Annotated in this window: 24 protein-coding genes and 1 tRNA gene; 8 read left to right on the plus strand and 17 right to left on the minus strand. The window is 50.0% G+C overall.

The window, feature by feature from the left end:
* Window positions 1-59: 59 nt before the first annotated feature.
* The 4 genes from R2103_RS13090 to R2103_RS13105 are packed head-to-tail and all read right to left on the minus strand — an operon-like array spanning window position 60 to window position 2592.
* Complete coding sequence (locus R2103_RS13090; RefSeq protein WP_317531820.1) at window positions 60-578, minus strand: BsuBI/PstI family type II restriction endonuclease; 519 nt, start codon at window positions 576-578, stop codon at window positions 60-62.
* A complete protein-coding gene (locus R2103_RS13095; protein WP_317531821.1) occupies window positions 538-1008 on the minus strand; it encodes a hypothetical protein in 471 nt (156 codons plus the stop codon). Before R2103_RS13095 ends, R2103_RS13090 begins: the two co-directional genes overlap by 41 nt.
* Window positions 1005-1244, minus strand: coding sequence for a hypothetical protein (locus R2103_RS13100; protein ID WP_317531822.1), 240 nt, complete (start codon window positions 1242-1244; stop codon window positions 1005-1007). The genes R2103_RS13095 and R2103_RS13100 overlap by 4 nt, the downstream gene beginning before the upstream one ends.
* Window positions 1222-2592 carry an Eco57I restriction-modification methylase domain-containing protein gene (locus tag R2103_RS13105; protein WP_317531823.1) on the minus strand — a complete coding sequence of 457 codons (1371 nt, stop codon included), beginning with the start codon at window positions 2590-2592 and terminating at the stop codon, window positions 1222-1224. Before R2103_RS13105 ends, R2103_RS13100 begins: the two co-directional genes overlap by 23 nt.
* A gap of 129 nt (window positions 2593-2721) precedes the next feature.
* Here R2103_RS13105 and R2103_RS13110 point away from each other — a divergent pair, with 129 nt between their 5' ends.
* The 4 genes from R2103_RS13110 to R2103_RS13125 all read left to right on the plus strand — a co-directional run bounded on the left by R2103_RS13110 (window position 2722) and on the right by R2103_RS13125 (window position 5529).
* Window positions 2722-3201, plus strand: a complete 480-nt coding sequence (locus tag R2103_RS13110) for a hypothetical protein (protein ID WP_317531824.1) — start codon at window positions 2722-2724, stop codon at window positions 3199-3201.
* A 119-nt stretch (window positions 3202-3320) separates the two neighbouring features.
* Window positions 3321-3983, plus strand: a complete 663-nt coding sequence (locus tag R2103_RS13115) for a protocatechuate 3,4-dioxygenase (protein WP_317531825.1) — start codon at window positions 3321-3323, stop codon at window positions 3981-3983.
* Between the two features lie 3 nt (window positions 3984-3986).
* Window positions 3987-4937 carry a thioredoxin-disulfide reductase gene (gene trxB, locus R2103_RS13120; protein ID WP_317531826.1) on the plus strand — a complete coding sequence of 317 codons (951 nt, stop codon included), beginning with the start codon at window positions 3987-3989 and terminating at the stop codon, window positions 4935-4937.
* Window positions 4938-4980: 43 nt separating this feature from the next.
* A complete protein-coding gene (locus R2103_RS13125) occupies window positions 4981-5529 on the plus strand; it encodes a Smr/MutS family protein (protein WP_317531827.1) in 549 nt (182 codons plus the stop codon).
* Window positions 5530-5547: 18 nt separating this feature from the next.
* On the opposite strand, the gene R2103_RS13130 is transcribed toward R2103_RS13125, so the two are convergent.
* The 3 genes from R2103_RS13130 to R2103_RS13140 all read right to left on the minus strand — a co-directional run bounded on the left by R2103_RS13130 (window position 5548) and on the right by R2103_RS13140 (window position 7803).
* Complete coding sequence (locus tag R2103_RS13130; RefSeq protein WP_317531828.1) at window positions 5548-5919, minus strand: TraR/DksA family transcriptional regulator; 372 nt, start codon at window positions 5917-5919, stop codon at window positions 5548-5550.
* A gap of 101 nt (window positions 5920-6020) precedes the next feature.
* Entirely contained in the window at window positions 6021-6554 is a 534-nt protein-coding gene (locus R2103_RS13135) for a peroxiredoxin (RefSeq protein ID WP_317531829.1), read from the minus strand.
* A 13-nt stretch (window positions 6555-6567) separates the two neighbouring features.
* Window positions 6568-7803: an MFS transporter gene (locus tag R2103_RS13140; RefSeq protein ID WP_317531830.1), complete on the minus strand. Its 1236-nt coding sequence runs from the start codon at window positions 7801-7803 to the stop codon at window positions 6568-6570.
* A 30-nt stretch (window positions 7804-7833) separates the two neighbouring features.
* On the opposite strand from R2103_RS13140, the gene R2103_RS13145 reads away from it, so the two are divergent.
* A tRNA-Arg gene (locus R2103_RS13145) sits at window positions 7834-7909 on the plus strand.
* Window positions 7910-8098: 189 nt separating this feature from the next.
* On the opposite strand, the gene R2103_RS13150 is transcribed toward R2103_RS13145, so the two are convergent.
* From R2103_RS13150 to ppc, 9 genes are all read right to left on the minus strand, one after another.
* Window positions 8099-9235, minus strand: a complete 1137-nt coding sequence (locus R2103_RS13150; protein WP_317531831.1) for a PilT/PilU family type 4a pilus ATPase — start codon at window positions 9233-9235, stop codon at window positions 8099-8101.
* Between the two features lie 38 nt (window positions 9236-9273).
* Window positions 9274-10317 carry a type IV pilus twitching motility protein PilT gene (locus tag R2103_RS13155; protein ID WP_317531832.1) on the minus strand — a complete coding sequence of 348 codons (1044 nt, stop codon included), beginning with the start codon at window positions 10315-10317 and terminating at the stop codon, window positions 9274-9276.
* Window positions 10318-10507: 190 nt separating this feature from the next.
* Window positions 10508-11749, minus strand: a complete 1242-nt coding sequence (locus tag R2103_RS13160; protein ID WP_317531833.1) for an EAL and HDOD domain-containing protein — start codon at window positions 11747-11749, stop codon at window positions 10508-10510.
* A 139-nt stretch (window positions 11750-11888) separates the two neighbouring features.
* A complete protein-coding gene (locus R2103_RS13165; RefSeq protein ID WP_317531834.1) occupies window positions 11889-12734 on the minus strand; it encodes an HDOD domain-containing protein in 846 nt (281 codons plus the stop codon).
* 155 nt (window positions 12735-12889) lie between these two features.
* Window positions 12890-13144, minus strand: a complete 255-nt coding sequence (locus tag R2103_RS13170) for a YfhL family 4Fe-4S dicluster ferredoxin (RefSeq protein WP_317531835.1) — start codon at window positions 13142-13144, stop codon at window positions 12890-12892.
* Between the two features lie 15 nt (window positions 13145-13159).
* On the minus strand, window positions 13160-13642 hold the full coding sequence (gene coaD, locus R2103_RS13175; RefSeq protein WP_317531836.1) for a pantetheine-phosphate adenylyltransferase: 483 nt from the start codon (window positions 13640-13642) through the stop codon (window positions 13160-13162).
* Complete coding sequence (rsmD, locus tag R2103_RS13180) at window positions 13635-14189, minus strand: 16S rRNA (guanine(966)-N(2))-methyltransferase RsmD (protein ID WP_317531837.1); 555 nt, start codon at window positions 14187-14189, stop codon at window positions 13635-13637. The genes coaD and rsmD overlap by 8 nt, the downstream gene beginning before the upstream one ends.
* Before the next feature lie 11 nt (window positions 14190-14200).
* Window positions 14201-15505 carry a pitrilysin family protein gene (locus R2103_RS13185; RefSeq protein ID WP_317531838.1) on the minus strand — a complete coding sequence of 435 codons (1305 nt, stop codon included), beginning with the start codon at window positions 15503-15505 and terminating at the stop codon, window positions 14201-14203.
* 57 nt (window positions 15506-15562) lie between these two features.
* Complete coding sequence (gene ppc / locus R2103_RS13190; RefSeq protein WP_317531839.1) at window positions 15563-18364, minus strand: phosphoenolpyruvate carboxylase; 2802 nt, start codon at window positions 18362-18364, stop codon at window positions 15563-15565.
* 124 nt (window positions 18365-18488) lie between these two features.
* Here ppc and hemC point away from each other — a divergent pair, with 124 nt between their 5' ends.
* From hemC to R2103_RS13205, 3 genes are all read left to right on the plus strand, one after another.
* The gene (gene hemC, locus R2103_RS13195; protein WP_317531840.1) at window positions 18489-19445 is read left to right on the plus strand and encodes a hydroxymethylbilane synthase; all 957 of its coding nucleotides are present in this window, start codon (window positions 18489-18491) and stop codon (window positions 19443-19445) included.
* Between the two features lie 2 nt (window positions 19446-19447).
* Complete coding sequence (locus R2103_RS13200; RefSeq protein WP_317531841.1) at window positions 19448-20236, plus strand: uroporphyrinogen-III synthase; 789 nt, start codon at window positions 19448-19450, stop codon at window positions 20234-20236.
* A gap of 83 nt (window positions 20237-20319) precedes the next feature.
* Complete coding sequence (locus R2103_RS13205; protein WP_317531842.1) at window positions 20320-21495, plus strand: heme biosynthesis HemY N-terminal domain-containing protein; 1176 nt, start codon at window positions 20320-20322, stop codon at window positions 21493-21495.
* Between the two features lie 4 nt (window positions 21496-21499).
* On the opposite strand, the gene R2103_RS13210 is transcribed toward R2103_RS13205, so the two are convergent.
* A complete protein-coding gene (locus tag R2103_RS13210; protein ID WP_317531843.1) occupies window positions 21500-22555 on the minus strand; it encodes a CDP-6-deoxy-delta-3,4-glucoseen reductase in 1056 nt (351 codons plus the stop codon).
* Window positions 22556-22566 lie beyond the last annotated feature (11 nt).

The raw sequence follows: 22566 nt of genomic DNA on the forward strand, positions 1-22566 counted from the left end.
CAAAGATAAATTGCTGGGTAACATCGAAACAGAGGATTTTCCCGATATCGGTAAAGACCTCAGGAAATATAGGGCCCAAGAAATCGTACACCATTGAAATGAATTAGATGTGAAGGAGCATCAGCCACCCACACTTCTGTTTCCCAGGCAATTTCACTAAGGTAGCGACTCATAATGGAGCGGTTCGGGAAAGCGGTCACATAGACCAGCCCAGCATTGGAATCCGCAAAGAGTTTGGCGAGTTCGGCGTGGCGCTTGCCATCGACCGGACCGTGACTGGTGACGGACTCCACTAGCAGTAGCCAGTTTTTCTCGGTGAAGTGCAGAACCACATCGGGCATCTTCCCGTGCGACTCTACCTCCACGCCCAGCTTGGCCAGCAACACGGCGTCGAAGTAACCCCACTTGTCGCCGGTGTCACCGGCATAGACCAGCACGCTACCTGGTGCAAAGCGGGGCGCGAAATCCTCGATGATGGCCCGGATCAGTTCGCTGTGTTCGCCAGGGCTGAGAGTGATTTCCTTCCCCGGTGCAATCTCAACCGGGATTCTGCTCGCGCTCCATCGCGTACATGGCAACTAGCGTTTCACGCTCGGCCAGATAGGCGGTTAGATTGTCGTGCCACTTGGTCGTGCCGAAGCTGCGTAACAACTTGAGCGCGGCGGGTTCGATCTGATAGACCGCCTTCGGGCTGTTTACCGGGCGGTCTGGCATATCAGGGTTGTAGAGGACCAGGCCAGCGTCGCAGAACTGGTGCATTGTCTGGCGTCGGAATGTCTCGCGAGTATTCGGCGCGTACTCCCTGTCGTAGTGCTTCCGTACCCAATCCATGATCGGCGTAATGCCAACAAGCGGGTTTTCTGCCTGTGACCACGGCTTTCCCGGTGTGAGGTTTAGCAGAGCCAGCAGAGATAGGGCGGATCGCTCGTTTTGCTGCGCTCGGGGTAAGCCTAAAGACATGATGATCTGGTGGGCGGCCTCGATGTACTCGTTCTTCTTGTCGGTCATATAGTCAGCCTCCCTAGTTGTTCATCCATCATTTCCTGCGTGATTTCGCTGTGCTGCTTGGCCCACTTGCCCAGCTCGATCAGCGCCTCACGGCTCGGGTACTTCATTAGCTTGAGGTCGGTTGCATTGACCTGCGTGTGGCCATTGAAGCGGCGAAAGCTCTCGTCAACTGCGGTCGTATTCAAAAAAACGGCCAAGCCCCTTGCCAGCAACTCAGGTAAACCACGCTTGTTCATGTGAAAGAGGTTGATGTGATTCTCGAATCCCAATGCGGTATGGTCGCCAAATGCCGAAGGTTCGACCACGCTTGCCACCACACGCCGCTTCTGTTCCTTCGATGAGAAGCGGCGCACTGCGCAGTAGAAGCCATTGGGATAAAGCCACTTTTCGGTCGCCTCGTTGAGCAGGATCGCGTTCGGCTTCTTCAAGCCCGGCGCCGGCCACATCGTCCCGGTAACGCTCAGATGTCCGGGGTAGATCAGCGGCACCGTGCCCTCTTCGGGCATGTCGCTTAGTTGCTCTTTCAAGCGGAAGTCCACCACGGGATACCTTGATGCCCAAATCAGCCAGCGTGTAGCGAACGGCGGGTAATAGTTCAATGGCGCTTTTCTCGGGTGATGTAGGTATATGAATGAAGCGCTCCGAATCGTCCGGGAACACGATCCGGTCGAACGGGTGTTCGTGAGTGGTAAGGTTGGTGAAGTTGTCATCGACCGAAGTGGTAACCGTCACCGGCCCTTGCTGGCCACCCCGCTCAAGGCGAATGATGACGTTCTCTTGCAGCACTTCGTCATCCTTGAAAGCTTTGGTGCGTGACTCGAAGAGGTGCATATGGCGGATGGCTGTTCGCTCAAGGATGAAGTCACGGAACGGGCGGTAGTATGGCCCATTGCAGAAGCTTCGCGGAATAATTGCCACGATCTGGCCACCTGGTGCTGCCTGTGCCACGGCCAGCGCGACAAAAGCAGAATACAGATTCACCGTCTCAATGCCAACGGAACGCAAGGCCAGCCGGTAAGCCGAATTGCTGTTGATCTTCTTGTAGGGCGGATTAAGAATCGCATGAGTGTAATAAATGGGGGGCTCAGAAAATAAGCCACTAGATAGTGACTCAGTAGCTGAATAGATAAAATCATCACTCCGGATATTTACTTCAAAATTGCTGGAATCCTTGTACTTCTCGAAAGATTGAAACAAAAAATCATGCAACGCTTTATCAATTTCAAATGCGTTAAGTTCAACACTTTTGAAATGAAGCCCGCCCGCTCTCCACCTCTCAATAAAAGCTACAGATAGCGAACCAATACCGGCACCCGCATCAAGAAGACGGCAAATCCCATTGGCAGCAGGAAATAAGCTAGCTATAAATTTTGCAATTTTCTCAGGCGTAAGAAATTGTCCAAGCTGCGATTTCTTTTGTGCATTAGTGCTACGCGAAACATATATTCTTTTTTGCTCAACGGCAGATAGCAATGAGGGTTCTCCTGTTGTAAGTTCTGAGCACACAAGTTTTTTGTTCAATAATTCCAAATTTCCAAATGTAGCACCTAGGAATCTAAATAATGACCAATCATCTTTATGCATATTAATACAAATCAGAAAATGAACAAGATGAATGGTATCTCCACTATATATCTAACTGCCAGACCTATTGTGGCGGGGCGTACCAAGCTGCTAAAGTCGGGCTTCGATCTTCACTTCAAGGAGCATCAAATGCGAGAAACGCGAATGATCATTGCCTGTTTACTGATTTCCACATCAGCGATCGCGGCGGATATGGATAACCGGCAAACCCTTACACTCACGGAAGGTCAGCGTAGTCACGTGCTGGAGGAAATGCGGGCATTGTTGTCGGGCACACGGGACATTCTGGCGGCGCTTTCGACGAATGACATGGCAGCAGTCTCCAGATACGCCCGTCCTTTGGGGTTGGGCATGGCGCATAAAGCCGAGGATCACCTCAAGAGTGTGCTACCCAGGGAATTCATGCAGCTCGGCATGTCCTTGCATCAGGATTTCGACCAAATTGCCGCGGATGCGGAATCCAAGAAGGACTCCAAACTCACGCTGCGGCAGTTGAGCGACGCCATGGCCAAATGCGTTGCCTGTCATGACGTCTATCAGATCAGTAAGGCACCGGCATCCGGACAACCGGTGCAAGCTAAGGAGCATGGGCACCACCATCATCCTTAGGGCTTAAAACAGACTCCAAGGAATATCCGGTTTTGCTGCGTTGAAATCAGATTCGAGTAGTCTTTGTGTTACTCAAAGCAATCGCACTTACTATACAAATAGCGGTCGAATTACCAATCATGAAAAAAATTTCCCGCAGAAAAATGATCCAGTTCGGTGTATTGAGCGGTCTAGCCAGTGCGCTTGGCATCAATGGTAGTTTTGCCAAAGCATGGGCGCTGATACCGACTCCCGATGAAACTGAAGGGCCGTTTTATCCGGTGAAAGATCAGCAAGACAAAGATGCCGATTTAACACAAATCAAGGGACATAAGGCTGCTGCGCAAGGCCAGCACATTGTTGTGAGCGGTCAAATTCAGGATGTTGCAGGGTATCCCGTTGTACAGGCTGCATTGGATATTTGGCAGGCTGATGCCCACGGGCGGTACCATCATCCGCGCGATCCTAATCCAGTGCGTCCAGACGAAAATTTCCAAGGCTGGGCGATCATCCATAGCGACGAGAATGGCTTATTCCGCTTCAAGACGGTGATGCCCGGCGCTTATCCTGCCAGCAGATCGTGGATCCGTCCGCCGCACATTCATTTTAAGGTCTCAAAACCAGGCTTCCGTGTTCTGACGACGCAAATGTATTTTCCTGCTGAGAAGCTTAACCGCAGCGATTTATTGTTGAACGCAAAATCCGCGCAGGAACGCACCGCGATGACGGCACGGTTGGTCGCCCAGCAAGGCAATTTACCCGTTTACGAGTACAATATCGTTCTTGATTTACTTCACCGATAAAATATGACAACCAAACACAATACATTGCTGATTTTGGGCTCCGGACCTGCCGGTTATACCGCCGCAGTCTATGCCGCGCGTGCAAATCTGAAACCGGTCTTGATCACCGGATTGGCGCAGGGTGGACAGTTGATGACGACTACCGATGTCGATAACTGGCCAGCCGATGCGATGGGCGTGCAAGGCCCGGAATTGATGGAGCGGTTTCAGAAACACGCCGAGCGCTTTCAAACCGAAATCATTTTTGACCATATCCATACCGCAAAACTGACGGAAAAACCGGTTACGCTGATTGGCGATCAAGGCACTTATACCTGCGATGCGCTCATTATCGCCACCGGCGCTTCCGCGCAATATCTCGGTCTGTCGTCGGAAGAAGCGTTCATGGGGCGCGGCGTATCCGGTTGCGCGACCTGTGACGGTTTTTTCTATAAAGGACAAGATGTTGCCGTGATCGGTGGCGGCAATACCGCGGTGGAGGAAGCGCTTTATCTGGCCAACATCGCGCGCAGCGTGACGGTAGTGCATCGGCGCGATCAATTCCGCTCGGAAAAAATTCTGATCGATAAATTGATGGACAAAGTCCGCAACGGCAATATCAAACTGGCATTGAATCATGTGCTGGAAGAAGTGCTCGGCGATCAATCCGGTGTGACCGGCATGCGCATCAAAAGCACGCAGGACAATGCCACGCAGACGATCAACTTGCAGGGGGTATTCATCGCCATTGGCCATAAACCCAATACCGATATTTTCACCGGACAATTAGACATGGAAAACGGCTACATCGTCACGCGCGGCGGCGGTCAAGGCAATGCGACAGCTACCAGCATCCCCGGTGTTTTTGCTGCGGGCGATGTGCAGGATCATATTTATCGTCAAGCAGTTACCAGCGCCGCGAGCGGCTGCATGGCGGCATTGGATGCGGAAAAATACCTCGATCATTTGAAATAGCCCATGCACCGGGAACCCTGCGGCAAGCAGTCAGTGATATTTGATGAAGGACAAGAACTCCACGGAAGATGACGATGAAATGGCGCTATTTCACGCCGCGATGCGCGACGTAGCGCCGTTACCCGCCACCGCTACAGTCGTCCAGCATAAGCCTTCCGTCCCCCCGGTTCCCCGGAAAAGTAATCTGCAGGAACAACTCGTCACAGCAGATGCTCTCTCTGATCATATCGCCATCGAAATGGAAGCAGGTGATGATTGGTTCTATGTGCGCCCCGGTATGCCGCGTCTGACATTGCGGAAATTGCGGCGCGGTCACTGGCGGATCCAGGACAATCTCGATCTGCACGGGTTTACTCGTGACGAAGCCAGGCAGGAATTAAGTATTTTCCTGAATGCCTGTTTACAAAGTAAGTTTCGCTGTGTCCGCATCATTCACGGTAAAGGATTGAGCTCCAAGAATCGCGAACCGGTCCTGAAAACCCGGATTGGAAACTGGTTGCTGCAGCACGCGGATGTACTGGCTTTTTGCCAGGCTAGGGCGGAAGACGGCGGTGGCGGTGCGATCCTGATTTTGCTTAAAAGCAAAGCATAGATTGATCGTGGCTCACCTTTACAGCGACGAACTGGATTCCTGCGGAAAAGCCTTTTCGTACTTGCTCTGACACTGAATACAGCGTTGTGCGGATGGGTATGCCAGCAAACGCTCAAACCCGATTTCGTTGCCGCAATCGATACAATCGCCGAATTCCAGCTCGTTGAGATACTCCATCGACATTTCCAGCTCACGCATCTCGTTGATCTGCCGGTCGATCAGGGCGGTATCGATGTCATCCGGGGTATCGTCCAAATATTCCATCCGCTCAGAGTCACGAATATCGTTGGTGTGCGCCAACTCATTTTGAACCTCTTCCTGCAACGCAAGATATCGCTCATGGAGTGCGGTTTTTAACTGTGCTAACTGATCTTCTGTGAAATTTGCCATTCAGTCTCCTTTCGATTTTAGCTTCCATATATTGTCTGAGATGTAATTTTCAATCCTTGATCGAAGTCAAATGAACATGTCCCCATCACGGCTCTACCGGATCAAACCGCTTGTAAATGCTTCAAATCAGCGATCACTTCGGCAGAGTTACGGGCTGCACTCGCTGACAGATACATCCGTACGATTTTTCCCTGCGGATCGATCAAGAAGGTATTGCGCTGGGCAAATTTGATAATGCCCAGATTAATCAGGGAATGATAATGTGCCGCCGTTTCGGTTGTGGTATCGGCCAGCAACGGAAATTGCAGGTGAAACTTCTTGGCGAAATCAGCATGACTATTTGTGTCATCGACGCTCACGCCGACCACGTCAGCGCCCAAATCCATCAATTCCTGCAAGCCGTCACGAAAAGCGCACGCTTGTTTGGTACAACCGGGCGTATCGTCCTTAGGATAAAAATATAAGGCCAGCCATTTGCCGCGAAAGTCAGCCAAAGTGTGGGTTTTTCCATGCTGATCAGCCAATTTGAAATCGGGCGCAAGCTGACCCAGCTCGAGTGACTTTCTATTCCTGGAGAAAAACCAGAACATGAATCCCAGCGTGAGGATTGATAGGGTAATAGTCAACCATTCCATGATATTGTCGTCCTTATTCGTTGTTATCCGGATGCCGCGGCGGCCAAGCCCATAGCCATAATAATCCAATAGCCAGTAACGCCAGCAGACTGGCGAACATAAATGCCGCCGCCGCGCTGTATACATGCCATATCACCCCGAACAATAGCCCCGCCGGGATGGCCGCGATACCGCTGACCAGATGATACCAGCCAAAAGCGGTACCGCGTTCGTCAGGCGAAGCATAATCACTAATCAACGCGCGCTCGGCGCCCTCGCTCAAACCCATCAGCAAACCGTAAAAAACACTGATGATCCATAGCCCGATGCTCGTTGTAATCTGACTCAGCGCCAAAAACGATACTGCGAGCGCGGACCAGCCGATTAGAATCAATGCGCCACGGCCGAAATGATCGGCCAATTGCCCGCCCTGCGTGGAAGTAATCGCCTTGGCGAGATTGAGCGCCGCCCATAGCAGCAGTAATTCAACCACGCCGATACCTAATTCATGACCAAATAGCAAAATAAAAGTTTCAGAAGCGCGTGCGAAGGTGAACAGCATCAGTACCCATAAGTAATGCTGCATTGGCACGGACAAGGCAGACCAGCGCAACGGCGGGAGCACGCGCTGCGCTGCTGCGGAGGGGGTTTGGCTGGCCGTGGTTTCTTTCACTCCCGCGCCCAAAAGCGCTATCGCGGCAAAGCCGGGTACTGCCGACCATAGAATCACTTCACTTAGACTTAAATCCGACCACGCCAGAATAGCCGCAGCAGCCAAAGCACCGGCAACCGCACCGGCATTATCTAATGCGCGATGAAAACCGAATGCATAGCCGCGTATCTGCGGCGGTGTCGCATCGGCGACCATCGCATCACGCGGCGCGCTGCGCAATCCCTTGCCAACCCGATCCACGCTCCGCAGCAATAATACAGTCAGCCAGGAACCCGCCAAGCCAAGGAGCGGACGCGCCAGATTGGAAAGCGTGTAGCCCGCCAACGCCAGCTTTTTACGCCGCCCGCTCATCACATCGGAATGCCGTCCCGCCCATAACTTCAGAAAACAGGCCAGTGCATCCGCAACCCCTTCGATCAATCCCAGCGCAATCGGCCCCGCAGCCAGTACAGTTGCCAGCAGAATCGGGATCAATGGCACCACGATATCGGATGCGAAGTCATTGAAAAAACTAACCAATCCGAGAACAACAACTGTCCTCGGGAGTTTTTCTGAGGTTTGCGGACTGGAAGGATCTGGCTGATCAGGTTTATTCATGGTGTGATATTAGCGTAAAATATCAAGTTCGCCCTGGTAGCTCAGTGGATAGAGCAACCCCCTCCTAAGGGGTAGGTCGCACGTTCGATTCGTGTTCAGGGCGCCATGAGCAGCACATAATAAATATGTGCCCTAAAAACGATGAGATCAATTATATCCGGTTGGTTGATGTTTGATTAAACTGTGCCAATCGCCATCCAGCTAGCGCATCCGCACAGTTATACCGGATTCAGGTTGTAAAAGAAGAAGTAGACTAACAGAACAGATTCAAAATCGCGAATTTCGCGCTCTGTTCTTATGTGATTGCCAGATGCGCAATGCCAGAATTAAGATCCTGCGATTTGGCTTCAGCGCCTTCCAGCTTAATTTGCAAGCGCAGTTCATTCATTGAATCCGCGTTACGCAGTGCGTCTTCATAACTGATTTTTCCCGCTTCATACAGTTCGAATAGCGCCATATCGAAGGTTTGCATGCCAAGTTCGCGGGATTTTTTCATGATGTCTTTGATCTCGTGAACATTTCCCTTGAAAATCAAATCCGAGATCAGGGGCGAATTAAGCAGCACCTCGATCGCGGCCACTCGCCCTTTACCGTCTTTGGCCGGTATCAACCGTTGTGCAACAAGGGATCGCAAATTCAGCGATAAATCCATCAGCAACTGTGCCCGGCGTTCTTCCGGGAAGAAATTGATGATCCGATCCAACGCCTGGTTGGCGCTGTTGGCGTGCAGCGTGCCCATGCACAGATGACCGGTTTCAGCGAAGGCAATCGCATGTTCCATGGTTTCACGGTCACGGATCTCGCCGATGAGAATGGCATCCGGCGCTTGCCGCAAGGTATTTTTCAGCGCCGCTTCCCACGATTCGGTATCGACACCGACTTCACGCTGCGTAATGACGCAGTTGATATGCTCGTGCACATATTCGACCGGGTCTTCGATGGTGATGATATGGCCGTAGCTATTTTTATTGCGATGCCCGATCAGTGCGGCCATGGATGTGGATTTTCCCGAACCGGTGCCACCGACAAAAATGACCAGGCCACGTTTGCTCATCACCACTTCTTTCAGCACTTGCGGCAACCCCAAATCGTCAAATTCGGGGATTTTGGTGGTAATGGTACGCAGCACCAAACCAACCCTTTGCTGCTGCACAAAGGCATTAACCCGGAACCGCCCTATTCCGATGGGACTGATTGCGAAGTTGCATTCCTTGGTGGCATCGAACTCCACCGCCTGTTTGTCGTTCATGATCGCGCGCGCAAGCATTTCGGTATGTTGCATGCTCAAGGATTGTTGCGACACCGGTGTCATTTTTCCGTCAATTTTCATCGCTGGTGGAAAACCGGCGGTAATAAACAAATCGGAGGCTTTCTTGCTGAGCATTAAGCGCAGTAAATCCGACATAAATTTTGATGCTTGCTCCTTATCCATAATGCACTCCCGGAATTCAACTCAACTGGATTGGCCGATCAGCCCCTGAAATTATCTTTATTCATCGCTTGCGTTCTGGCTTCGGCCATTGAAATCACACCACGCTTCACCAGATCGGTCAAATTCTGATCCAGCGTTTGCATACCCGCATTCTGGCCCGTCTGAATCGCTGAATACATTTGCGCAACTTTTCCTTCCCGTATCAGATTACGGATTGCAGGTGTGCCAATCATAATCTCATGCGCCGCCACGCGGCTTTTGCCATCCTTGGTTCGCAACAATGCTTGAGAAATTACCGCACGTAACGATTCGGACAGCATCGCACGAATCATTTCCTTTTCTTCAGCGGGGAAAACATCGATGATACGATCGATCGTTTTAGCGGCGGAACTGGTATGCAATGTGCCGAAAACCAAGTGACCGGTCTCGGCCGCCGTCATCGCCAAGCGGATGGTTTCCAGGTCACGTAACTCACCGACCAGAATAATATCCGGATCTTCCCGCAAGGCTGAGCGCAAGGCATTCGAGAAACTCAGGGTATCCCTTCCCACTTCACGCTGATTAATCAGACACTTCTTGCTTTCATGCACAAACTCGATGGGATCTTCAAGAGTCAGGATATGTCCATAATCATTTTCGTTGATGTCGTTAATCATCGCCGCCAATGTAGTTGACTTGCCAGAACCGGTAGGGCCTGTCACCAAAACCACACCGCGCGGTTGCTTGGCAATTTCAGCAAATATTTTGGGCGCTTTGAGATCCTCCAGGCTCAATACTTTTGACGGGATCGTCCGCATCACTGCGGCGGCACCGCGTTGCGTATTGAAGGCATTGACACGAAAACGGGCGAGATTCGGCACCGCAAAAGAAAAATCACACTCCAAATGCTCTTCATAAAATTTTCGCTGACCGTCGTTCATAATGTCGTACACCATCGCATGCACTTCCTTATGCCCCATCTCCGGCAGATTGATGCGGCGGATCTCGCCATGCACCCGGATCAAGGGTGGCATTCCGGCCGATAAGTGCAAGTCCGAAGCGCTATTTTTAACGACAAATGCAAGCAGCTCTACGATATTCATAGTGACACCCTCTTGTGACAATGCAAAATGTAACGTGAAACATTTGGATAAGAATTGATGACCGCAAGGATCAGAATCAGAATCTGAATCAACCCGTTTGTTAACGGATAGGGTCAATAAAAAATTGAATGCGGCTGATTTAGAAATTCAGGCTTCTTCAGATCAGCAGTTATAAGCATTACATCGATTTCTATGCCGTCTGGTTGACGGCATCGCTGATCCGGTGAGCCCAGGCTGTAGCGTCCAGTTCCAATCGGGTGAATTCTTCCATGCTGAGAAATCCCAGTTCCAACAGCATCGTTGAAACTATTTCGGATTCACCTTTTTCATACGCTTCGATCAATGCAAGTTGAAATCCAAGCGATCCGCGGCGTGTCAGCAAAGCTTCGCTCATGTCTTTTTGTATACTGAGAGTCCCGACGAGCTCGGACATTTCGATCCCCAGCAATGTATCCAACAATGACAGAACACCGACCATAAACGCGCGATCCTGGTGGTTCTTATCATGCGGACGATCCGCGATGGCAATCGACTCTAATAATTTGCCCCGCACGGTTGCTGTTTGCATCAAGGCATCGGAAGTGCTGCCGTCCCTTTGCTTGGCAGCGTAGAGCAGAATCTGCACCCAGCGTTGCAGTTGCTTGCGGCCCAGAATCATAATGGCCCGTTTGATCGAGTTAATCGTGCTCGGCAAACCATTGGCAGCCGAATTCACCATGCGCAGCAGGTTATAGCTCAAACCGGGCTGATATTTGAGTTCATTTTCAATTTCACCCACTTCACTTTCTCTGACCACCAGCAACAAAAGCTTCAGCAAAGATAGTTTGGATGGATCGATCCGTTTTCCCGAAATAATCTCCGGTTTTGCAAAATAGAATCCTTGCAGCATTTGAAAATTCAGCGCAATGCAGTTTCTGGCAATCTCCTGACTCTCAACTTTCTCGGCTAACAGCAGCACCGGCCAGCGCCTTAATCGCTTCACCAGGCTCAGCAAATCCTGTTGGCTGAGTGCCGTAATATTGATTTTCACCACATTAATAAGCGGCATGATGCGATCAAATCGCGCATCCAGGTGGGTCACATTGGAAAGTGCTAGTTGATAGCCCTTTTGCTTCAGAAAGGAACAGCGTTGAATGATCTCATCGTTAATTTCCACACTTCTTAAAATCTCCAGCACGACATGTTTTTTGGGCAGCATGCAAATAGTATCGTTAAGCAGCAACTTGTCATCCACCTTAATAAAACCGCGCCGCTTACCAATGACATTCTCTATGCCTAACTGCCCATAGGTATCGATAATGACATTTGCGGAAGCTGCGGAGTTATCGGTTATCGAAACGACATTGTGTTGATCGGAGCGGAATAAAAGCTCATATGCCACCAAATTTTGTTTGTTATCAAGGATCGGCAATCTGCCGAGATAAACTTCCATCCCATCTGCTCCTGTAACTTTACGCTGTCCTGCTGATTTTTGTTTATCGTCCCGGATAGGATCAACTTGAGCTTTTGTTTTATGGAAATAACATGATGAAATAATTCAATTAATATGAAACTTTATAATGCCATGATCACTAGCGTATGGCGTTGAATACTTCGATGACTTGCAATTTCGCCACCGTCATTACCGACTCGACAATTTCAGCCGATAAGCCCAGAAAACTCCAAGCCTGAAGTGCACGATCGGAGATAGTTTCTTCGTGCTCTACCGGTTGGTTGGTACAAGGTTGAATATAACTGGCAATATTGACTGCCGCACACAATGTGCTGGCGTCATACTGGAATTCCTTTTCTTGCATCGGATTGAATTGATATTCAACCATCTTGCAGATATTGACCGGCAGTTTCCATTGCTTTAGAAGTTCGGCGCCCAGTTGCGCATGGGTAAAACCGAAGATCTTGCGTTCCGCCTGAATTGCCGCGTCTTCGCCTTGATTCATGCAGCTCAATACTTTGGCCGATTCCTTCGGATATTGGCTGAAAAGAATTAATCGCCCCACGCCATGCAACAATCCGGCGATAAAAAAACGCTCCCGGCTGTCGACACTGGAAGCCAATAAGCGCGCAGTAACTCCGCAGGTGATACTGTGATTCCAGAAGGTATCCATGTCCACCAGATCGGGGGGAATGTCCTTGAATGTGGAGGTCACAGATGTGGCAAGAACCAGATTGCGCAGTTCTTTATGCCCGATAATGGCAATCGCTTTTAAAACGGTTTCCACTTTTCCAGAAAAACCAAAATAGCTGCTATTGGCAAATTTCAGTATCTTGGCCGTCAATGCGGGGTCGCTTGCAATAACACGCTCCAGCTCAGTATTGGTTGCTTCTCCGGAGTCGATCAGATCATTCACTCGAACCACAACATCCGGCAAGGAAAAAATTGAGCGAACGTTAGTCACTATCGTGCGTGGATCATCCATTCAGGTCTCTGTTAAGAAAAATTAGGGTCTTAGGAAGTTAAACACTTACTAAGATTAAACTAAAACCGGAAGGGTTACGCTGACGATTAAACGGGGAAAACTATCGGATTTCGTCGGGAAGGATTAGTGGGACGGGAAGTGTATTGCGAAATACTTTATTTCTTGGCGGCAATAAGCGCCTGATATTTTGCTTGCAATTGTTCCTTACTTTCAATCACAGCGGGATTGGGTGAAATACAATCAACCGGACATACTTCCACGCATTGCGGCTCGTTATAATGTCCGACACACTCGGTGCACAAGGCCGGATTGATCCGGTAAATTTCCTCACCTTGGGAAATGGCGCCATTCGGGCACTCGGGCTCACAAACATCGCAGTTGATACACTCATCGGTAATGATTAATGCCATTTAATTCTCACAAAACTATTGATTAACAATCTTCTCGCGCAGCTTTTGTGCCACCAAGGGATGTACAAATGCATCCGCATTCCCGCCCAACGAAGCGATTTCACGCACCATGGTGGCGGAAATAAACATATATTGTTCGGATGGGGTCATGAATAAAGTCTCGACATCGGGATACAAGCCGCGATTCATTCCCGCCATCTGGAATTCGTATTCAAAGTCTGACGCCGCGCGCAAACCGCGCAAAATGACACGCGCATTCTGCTGTTGTAGAAAATTCATCAACAAGCCGGAAAAGGGCATAATCGTGACATTGGCACAGCCGGACAAGACTTCCTGCGCCATGTCCACGCGCTCTTCCAATGTGAAAAACGGCTTCTTGCTGCTGCTTACGGCTACCGCCACCACCACTTGATCAAACAAACGCGCGGCTCGCCGGACCAGGTCCTCATGTCCTCGGGTTATCGGATCAAAGGTACCGGGATAAATCGCTTTATCCATGCTGCGCCAGCTCCAGCAGCTGGCAATGCACACTGCCGGCTCTTGTGTTACGCCTTACCTGCCATTGCGCATCCGCAGTCCAATTGCCTTTGGCTTCAGCATAAACCAGTCCGCCCGTTTCAAGATGACATGGCAATAAAGGCAGCAATTCCGGCAACAACGCCAGACGGTAAGGAGGGTCGAGAAAAATAACATCAAATTTCCGCGTATCCGACTTCAAAAAATTCATCGCATTCATCATCACCAGTTCAATCTGAGTTGCTTGCAATTTTTCCTTATTTTCCCGCAACATGCGATAGATTCCCGCATCCGCATCCACCATCACCACCGATGCCGCGCCGCGAGATGCTGCCTCGAAACCTAGCGCCCCGCTTCCGGCAAATAAATCGAGACAACGCATGCCGCTTAAATCTTGTCCCAGCCAATTAAACAGCGTTTCACGGATCCGATCGGCGGTGGGTCTTAAATCGGGATGCTCGGGAAAAGCCAGTAAACGGCTGCGCCACTGACCGCCGATGATACGAATTTTTCCCCGGGTTAAAGCCATCGGCACAAATCTTATTCGATTGCACCCACGATCACAGTCACCATACCGTCAGGCTGAATCCGGCGTTGAAATGCCTGCCGGATCTGTTCGGTGGTAACTGCCTCAACGGCTTCCAAGTAATCCGTCAAATAGGTCATCGGCAAACGATAAAAACCGATCACGGACAGAAAACCCAATATTTTGCTATTGCTGTCGATACGCAGCGGGAAGCCGCCGATAATATTTTGCTTCGCCGCCGTTAATTCATCCTCGGTTGGACCTTGAGCGACAAAATCTTTCAGTACTTTGTGCGTCAAAGCCAATGCTTCTTCCGACTGTTCCTTTTTGGTTTGCAAACCGATCTGAAACGGTCCTTGCTCCTGATAAGGAGAAAAGAAACTATACACACTGTAAGCCAAGCCGCGCTTCTGGCGGATCTCTTCCATCAGGCGTGAAACAAATCCGCCGCCGCCCAGAATGTGGTTGCCGACCAGCAGGGGAAAATAATCCGGATCGCTGCGCCGCAGTCCCGGATAGGCCAGCTGGATATGACTTTGCGTTGCAGGATGGGGAATTCTTTTTATCCCCGCTGCCGGGATTGATACCGGTGCAATCCCTGTCTTCGCGCCATCGGCAGGTAAATTGCCGGTGAGTGATTCCGCAAGCGCTGCCGCGTCAAGCCGGGTGATGTCGCCCATGATGGCGATCACGGCATTCTTGGCGACATAATAAGAACGGTAAAAAGTCAGTAGATCCACACGCTGCAACCGGTTCAACGGCTCAATCTCACCCATCTCATTGAATCCGTAAGGATGATCGCCATAGAGCATTTTCATCAATTCACGATCACCGATGTAATCCGGTTTTGTGCTGGACTCTTTGATACTGGCAATGATTCTGGCTTTTTCCCGCACCACTACGTCTTGCGGAAATTCCGGATGCTGAATAATCCGCGCCAATATATCGAGCGCCTGTTTGCGTTCCCGCTCACTGCTCAAGGTGCGCAAAGCAATACCGGCACGATCGCGATCGAAATGGTTCTTCATTTGCGCACCGACATCGGCCAGCGCGGTCGCAATCTGGTCTTCCGTTAAGCCACCCGCGCCAAGGCTGAGCATATGCTGCACCAGACTGGCGCGGCCGGATTGACCGGCGCTATCCGTACTGCTACCGGCGGCAAATTCAACGCTGATATCCAATATGGGCAAATCATGATTCTCGACAAAATACACCCGCGCGCCTGAAGCTGTTTGCCAGTATTGGATCGACAATGTGGCCCAGGCCCATTGCGCGTAAAGACTGAACAGCACAATAAAAATGAATCGTTTTATTTGCACCCCAATACCTCCCGCAGTGCGTTCACTAAAAGTAAATAAGGAAAATCCATATTCCGATTAACCGCTATTGCGCAAACCGGCGGTTACACCATTGATGGTCAGATGAATGGAACGTTTAACTTCCTCGCTATCCTCACCCGAGCGGTAACGGCGTAACAATTCCACCTGCAAGTGATTGAGCGGATCAATATACGGCGTTCTATTGCGGATACTACGCGCTAGCGTCGGATTATCCTGCAGCAACTCGGTATGACCGGTCACGGCAAACAACCATTTTTGACTTCTTAACCATTCATCTTTAATGCGACCGAAAATCTGCTCGCGTAACGCCACATCTTCGACCAATTCCGCATAACGGGAGGCGATACCCATGTCCGTCTTGGCCAGCACCATATCCATATTCGACAACAATGTTTGCATGAACGGCCATTCCCGGTACATCTCTTGCAATAACGCCAACCCTTGACCATTCTGATCCTGATGATTGACAAAAGCTTCCACCGCATGACCAAACCCATACCATCCCGGCAGCATCATCCGGCTTAAACTCCAGCTGAATACCCAGGGAATCGCGCGTAAATCTTCAATCGCATCGGAATTCTTACGCGACGGCGGCCTGCTGCCAATGTGCAGCCCCGACATTTCCCGGATCGGTGTGGACTCCAGAAAGAATTGCTTAAACCCCTCCGTTTCGTATACCAAATCACGATACGCCGCAAAAGAGCCGGATGCCAGTTTTTCCATCGCCTGGTAATAGCGATCCGCATTCGCGCCCAGCGAATCATGACTCAGCAGTGTCGCCTCCATTGTCGCAGCCACCAACGTCTCGAGATTCCGCCGCCCGATTTCAGGTTCGGCGTATTTACTGCTGATCACCTCGCCTTGCTCGGTAACGCGTATTTGACCGTTCACGCTGCCTGGCGGTTGCGCCAAAATACTTTGATAGCTGGGTCCGCCACCCCGGCCTACCGTGCCGCCACGGCCATGAAACAGACGCAGCTCCACTTTATGTTTGGCAAAAACCTTGGTCAGCTCAATTTCGGCTTTATAAATCTCCCAGTTCGACGTGATAAAACCGCCGTCTTTGTTACTATCCGAGTAACCGAGCATGACTTCTTGCACATTACCGCGAGAAACCAAAAGCTTACGATAGTATGGCGTGGAGAATAATTGATCCATAATTTCGCCACAGACACGTAAATCCGAGATCGTTTCGAACAATGGAATAATATTCAGGTGCAATTGCGGGTTTTCACCGCTTTGCAACAAACCGACTTGCTGCAGCAGATATGCGACTTCCAGAACATTGATAATGCTGGTTGTCATGGAAATAATGTAATTCGGCAGTGCGGCCCGTCCAAACCGGCGGTGAATATCAGCAGCACAGTGCAAAATGCGCAATTCCGATTGCGCCAATTCGGAAAAGCCGTCATAAGTAGCGAGTATCGGCCGGGATTGACCGATTTCGCTCAGCAGCCACTCGGTGCGTTGTTTTTCATCGAGTTGTGCGTAGCCGCTCTTGCCGGTGTGATGCTGGAATAATTCGCTGACCACTTGCTCGTGAATTTTGCTGTGTTGCCGCATATCCAGCGGAGTTAAATGAAATCCGAACACATCCGCGGCGCGGCGCAAATTGCGTAATGCTCCGCGAGCAATCCAGGCGGATTTGTGCTGTTTCAATGAGGCAATGATGGTATCGAGATCGCGCAAAAACTCTGCGCAGTCGGCATAAGGTTCCCTCTTTTCCGCCGAGCTGAGTTGCAAGACTTGGTGCCCGAATTGTCTGGCGGTTGCAACCAAACGCGCACCGATACTAAGAAAAATCCGCCGATAGGGCTCATCGGATCGATTAGGAATATCGGGTGCGGTAGCCACCAATTTCTTGACATCATCACTGACTTCAACCAATTGCTCGGTCAAACTCATCGAGCGGCCAATTTTTTGTGCCGCATCAATGTAATAGTCCAGTGCGACCGATGATTGACGTTCAACCGCCCGCAACATGACATCATGTGTAACAAAAGGATTGCCGTCGCGATCGCCGCCGATCCAGCTGCCGATGCGTAAAAATGAGGAAACCGCAGGAATTTCGCTTTGATTTAAACGGCGTTCGAGAAAATCCTCAATTTTTGCATAGATATAAGGGATTTCGGCCAAGAACGTATAACTGTAAAAAGTCAAACCGTTTTCGATTTCATCGTTAACCGATAACCGGCTTGGCCGCAGCATGCGCGTTTGCCACAGAATTTCAATGGTTGCCCGTAAATTTTCTTCATTATGACGCAATTCGTTGGGTGTCAGCTCCGTCCGCGCCCGTTCTCTTAACAACCGCTCAATGGTGAGCTGACAGTCCAATATACTGCGCCGCTGCACTTCTGTCGGATGCGCTGTTAGAACCGGCGAGACGACGGCTTTCTTAAAGAAATCGAAAAGGATAGCGGGGGCATTGTTGCTGCTGGTTAGCACACGTTCAAGCGCCAGCGTCAAACTGCCTTCCTGCAGCGGGGATTCTGCGCGCAAATGCGCACGCCGCCGCCGGTTGTGATGAACATCTTCGGCGATATTGGAAAGCAATGAAAAATAACTGAAGGCGCGAACAACAGGCAAGGAGTTCTCATCGCTCAAACGGTTAAGTATCGCATCCAGCTCCTCACGCGCCTTGGGGTCCTGATCTCGATGAAAACGAATCGCGGTCTGGCGTATATTCTCGACCAGTTCAAAAGCGCTGTCACCGTCTTGCTCCCGCAGCGTATCGCCCAGCATGCGCCCGAGAAAGCGGATGTCCTCACGCAATGGTAAGTCTTTATCATTCACCAATTTATTATTGGCACTATTATTCCCTGAATCAGCAGCGCTCATCGCATTACATACCCACGATCAAAAAAGAATCCGGCGCGCGCTTGCAACACGCAAAGTCCGTACCGGCCATGCTAAAATAATCATCATACAAAATTTTTTGTAATTTTTTCATTTTATACTATTAATGCCCAACTCACTTTTATCTCCACAGAAAATCGTCATTGCATCGCGGGAAAGTTTACTCGCTATGTGGCAAGCCAAATTTATCCAAAAACGTCTCGGCGAATTATACCCGCAAACTGAAGTCAGCATACTTGGGATGACAACACGCGGCGATCAAATACTGGATCAGTCCTTAGCAAAAATTGGTGGAAAAGGCCTGTTCATTAAAGAGCTCGAACAGGCATTGGAAGACGGCCGGGCCGACATCGCGGTGCATTCGATGAAAGATATGCCAATGAATGTGCCGGAAGGATTTGCGCTGGCCGCCATAACGGAGCGGGAAGATCCGCGCGATGCGTTTGTTTCCATTCACTATAGCGGCCTGGATGCATTGCCTGAATGCAGCATCGTCGGCACCTCAAGCTTGCGGCGCGAAAGCCAGCTGCGCGCGCAATTCCCGCATCTCGAAGTTCATCCCTTGCGCGGCAATGTGCAGACCCGGCTGCGTAAACTCGACGAAGGGCAATATGCCGCAATCATTCTAGCTGCCGCCGGTTTAAAACGGCTGGGATTATCCAATCGCATCACCGCATTACTGAGTCCCGAGCAAAGCCTGCCTGCGGTAGGTCAAGGCGCATTGGGTATCGAATGCCGGGCGGATCGCACCGATCTGGTTGCGCTGATGCAACCGCTGCATCACCAGGAAACCGCTTATTGCGTCGAAGCCGAGCGAGCCCTGAGCCGTGTATTGGGCGGCAGTTGCCAAGTGCCGCTGGGCGCGTTTGCTGAAATCAGCAACGGCAAACTCCAGCTGCGCGGATTCGTGGCGCAACCTGATGGCAAACGCATTGTCAGCGATGCGCTGAAAGGCAAACCGGAAACCGGCATTACGATGGGACAGCAATTAGCGCAAAAGCTGATCAACAAAGGCGCCGGTGAAATTCTGGCAACCCTGGTCCCCGCAGAGGGCTGGAAATAACATTGCCTGCGAGCACACAACTTACCGGCCTTAATATTCTGGTCACCCGCCCTGAGCGTCAATCCGCTGTTCTTGCGGAAGGTATCCGCGCGCTGGGCGGCAATCCGATTTTGCTTCCTGTACTGGAAATCGCCGATGTCACCGATCTGAGTCCTTTAACCGATCTGATCAAGCGCTTGGATGAATTCGACTGGGCAATCTTTGTCAGCCCCAATGCCGTCAACAAAAGCATGCCGTTGATAACCAAGCAGCATGCATTGCTGCCGCCGCACCTGAAATTTGCCGCGGTCGGGAAAGGCAGCGCAGACACTTTGAAACAATACGGCGTCAACAATGTGCTCATTCCAACCGAGCATTCCGATAGCGAAGCGCTACTCAAGCTCGATCAGCTACAGCACATGGCCGGGCAACGAGTTGTCATCTTTCGCGGCAATGGCGGCCGGCAATTATTAGGTGACACACTCGCTCAGCGCGGTGCTTATCTCGAATACGCCGAATGTTATCAGCGCAGAAAACCCGACCTCGATACGGCACCGCTACTTGCTGATTGGTCACAAGGCAAAATACATGCCGTGATCATCACCAGCAGCGAAGGACTGCATAATTTATTTGACATAATAGGCATGCTTGGCCAACAATTGCTGAAATTAACGCCGGTTTTTACAGTTCATGAACGAATTGCCCAAACGGCCAAAGAGTTAGGACTGGAAAAAATCATAAAAGCGCCTTCCACGGGTGACGAAGGCTTACTGAAAGGCTTACAAGCATACTTTCAGGTAACCGGAAAATAGTACAACCGAACGGATGTTCATGTAATTTGCCATCGGCGGTTCAATATTAACAATGATCATCTCTACTGCAATGAGGAGAATATATGAAACTGATACTCTGGCTATTGGCACTATTCGCTGCTGCTGTAGCTGTCACGCTAGCTGCTAAAAACACAACAGGGCGCGCGCTCATCGAGATGCCGCCTTATCAATTGGAATTACCGCTGGATCAATTCATCCTTGCGGCAGCAGTAGCCTTTTTTGTTTTTTATATTCTAGTCCGGTTTATTCTGGGGATTTTTGGTTTCAGTCAACGGCATCGCCATAAGAAAACGGATGAAATGCTCTTGTCCGGATTAAAAGCTTATCTTGAAGGCGATTACATTAAATCACAAAAAAATACAGCGATTGCGCTCAAGCTAGCCGATTCATCGACAGCCAAAGCAATCAGCGCTGTTATTGCAGCCCGCTCGGCTCAAATACTTAATGAAGTGGCTGCGCGTGATCAATATTTGAACACTGCACTGGCTCAAGCACCGGATGAGAAATCATTGTGCCTTGCCGCCAAAACCGAATTTATGTTGCAAAAAGGGGACTATCAAGAGGCACTAAGAATATTACAGTCGCTCTATTCAGAAGGCGGGTTGCAATCCATTGCCGTTCTGCAGCTGGAGCTGGAAGCTCAGCAGCAAGCCGGCAATTGGGATGCGGTTCTTGAATTGGTTGACATATTGGCAAAACGCCAATCAGCGAACAAAACGCTGGTAAAAAAATTAAAACACGATGCGCAAATAGAAAATATCAAAAGCAAAGCCACCGATTTACAATCATTGAATCAATATTGGCAATGCATATCACCGCTGGATAAAATGGACAGCAAGCTTTCTGTCGCAGCCGTGCGTGCCTATATCTCGTTAGGTAACTGTAATATGGCCAATAAAATTATCGAAGCGAATATCCCGATGACATGGGATAACGAATTGATAGAGCTGTATTCGGAATGTTTGGATTACCACGTCAGCAGACAAATCGAATGTGCCGAAGTATGGCTTAGATCACACCCCAATAATGCGATTTTACTGCTAACGCTGGGCAAACTCTGTACGTATTGTGAGCTTTGGGGTAAAGCGCAAAATTACCTGGAAGCAAGCTTATCTGTTGAAGCCGGGCACAAAGCGCATTTCGCCCTAGCGCAGTTAAATGAAAAGCTCGGAAAACATGAATTGGCAATGGATCATTACAACAAAGGGTTGCAATTAACACTCAAACAACTCAGTTAAAACGCTAGGGTTCCCGCGCAACTTGGGGATTGCTGGTTGAAGGCGTGAATACATCGGAAAAGAAAGCATCTTTTGGCAAGCTGCGATAATTGGTAAAGTCATGGTAAGCAGCTTTGACCATAGCAGGGACACCGCAAGCGTACACTTGATGCTTTTCCAGATTGTGATGATCCTGCATGACAGCTTCGTGCACCAGACCTGTTCTCCCCTGCCAGTTGTCCGATGGCAACGGATCCGACAGCACGGGAATAAACGTAAAATTATCGTGCTGCTGTTGCCAGCTTTCGGCCAAATCCATCAGATATAAATCAGCTTTTGTACGCGCTCCCCAGTATAGGGTCATTTTCCTTTTCTCATTCCGGTTACTTTCCTGATAAAAAATATGCTCGAGAATACTTTTTATCGGTGCAAATCCCGTGCCGCTTGCTAGGAACGTAATAGCGGTATCGGACGGCGTATCCCTTAAGAAGAATGAGCCCAATGGACCTGTGAAACGAAGCATATCCTTAACTTTCATGTCCGTAAAAACATGTTCTGTAAATGCGCCACCCGGATAATTTCGCACATGCAATTGCAGCAATTCGTCGTCATGCGGTGCATTCGCCAAGGAAAAACTGCGCCGTTTACCATCTTTGAGTAAAATATCGATATACTGACCGGCCAAAAACTGTAATCGCTGATTGGTTGGAAGTTTCAGAGAAATAACCATCACATCCGGAGCAACAAGATCGAGCCTATGCACCCGACAGGGCAAGGTTTTAATTTCAATATCTTTGATTGCACCAATTTCGTGACACTCGATTATCAAATCACTTAATGGGGAAGCGCAACAAAACAATGCATTGCCGGCACGCTTATCTTCTTCAGTCAAGGTTTCTTCACTGTAGTTACCATAAGCGACTGCTCCTTGGATGATTCTTCCTTTGCAAATACCACAGGAACCATTGCGGCAACCGTAGGGCAGCGAGAATCCTTCACGCAGAGCCGCTTCAAGAATGGTTTCTCCAGGCTCAACCTGGAAAACATGCCCGCTGGGCTGAATAATGATTTGATGCGACATTGAGTAGCAAA

Source organism: Nitrosomonas sp. Is24 (assembly GCF_033063335.1).
Lineage (GTDB): Bacteria > Pseudomonadota > Gammaproteobacteria > Burkholderiales > Nitrosomonadaceae > Nitrosomonas.

Coding starts and splice junctions, on each gene's coding strand:
- R2103_RS13130 (WP_317531828.1), bottom strand. CDS start 5,919: ATGGCAAATTTCACAGAAGATCAGTTAGCACAGTTAAAAACCGCACTC.
- trxB (WP_317531826.1), top strand. CDS start 3,987: ATGACAACCAAACACAATACATTGCTGATTTTGGGCTCCGGACCTGCC.
- rsmD (WP_317531837.1), bottom strand. CDS start 14,189: ATGGCTTTAACCCGGGGAAAAATTCGTATCATCGGCGGTCAGTGGCGC.
- R2103_RS13115 (WP_317531825.1), top strand. CDS start 3,321: ATGAAAAAAATTTCCCGCAGAAAAATGATCCAGTTCGGTGTATTGAGC.
- R2103_RS13160 (WP_317531833.1), bottom strand. CDS start 11,749: ATGGAAGTTTATCTCGGCAGATTGCCGATCCTTGATAACAAACAAAAT.
- R2103_RS13155 (WP_317531832.1), bottom strand. CDS start 10,317: ATGAATATCGTAGAGCTGCTTGCATTTGTCGTTAAAAATAGCGCTTCG.
- R2103_RS13135 (WP_317531829.1), bottom strand. CDS start 6,554: ATGGAATGGTTGACTATTACCCTATCAATCCTCACGCTGGGATTCATG.
- R2103_RS13110 (WP_317531824.1), top strand. CDS start 2,722: ATGCGAGAAACGCGAATGATCATTGCCTGTTTACTGATTTCCACATCA.
- R2103_RS13210 (WP_317531843.1), bottom strand. CDS start 22,555: ATGTCGCATCAAATCATTATTCAGCCCAGCGGGCATGTTTTCCAGGTT.
- R2103_RS13105 (WP_317531823.1), bottom strand. CDS start 2,592: ATGCATAAAGATGATTGGTCATTATTTAGATTCCTAGGTGCTACATTT.
- coaD (WP_317531836.1), bottom strand. CDS start 13,642: ATGGATAAAGCGATTTATCCCGGTACCTTTGATCCGATAACCCGAGGA.
- ppc (WP_317531839.1), bottom strand. CDS start 18,364: ATGAGCGCTGCTGATTCAGGGAATAATAGTGCCAATAATAAATTGGTG.
- R2103_RS13150 (WP_317531831.1), bottom strand. CDS start 9,235: ATGGATAAGGAGCAAGCATCAAAATTTATGTCGGATTTACTGCGCTTA.
- hemC (WP_317531840.1), top strand. CDS start 18,489: ATGCCCAACTCACTTTTATCTCCACAGAAAATCGTCATTGCATCGCGG.
- R2103_RS13165 (WP_317531834.1), bottom strand. CDS start 12,734: ATGGATGATCCACGCACGATAGTGACTAACGTTCGCTCAATTTTTTCC.
- R2103_RS13125 (WP_317531827.1), top strand. CDS start 4,981: ATGAAGGACAAGAACTCCACGGAAGATGACGATGAAATGGCGCTATTT.
- R2103_RS13100 (WP_317531822.1), bottom strand. CDS start 1,244: ATGAACAAGCGTGGTTTACCTGAGTTGCTGGCAAGGGGCTTGGCCGTT.
- R2103_RS13140 (WP_317531830.1), bottom strand. CDS start 7,803: ATGAATAAACCTGATCAGCCAGATCCTTCCAGTCCGCAAACCTCAGAA.
- R2103_RS13170 (WP_317531835.1), bottom strand. CDS start 13,144: ATGGCATTAATCATTACCGATGAGTGTATCAACTGCGATGTTTGTGAG.
- R2103_RS13205 (WP_317531842.1), top strand. CDS start 20,320: ATGAAACTGATACTCTGGCTATTGGCACTATTCGCTGCTGCTGTAGCT.
- R2103_RS13095 (WP_317531821.1), bottom strand. CDS start 1,008: ATGACCGACAAGAAGAACGAGTACATCGAGGCCGCCCACCAGATCATC.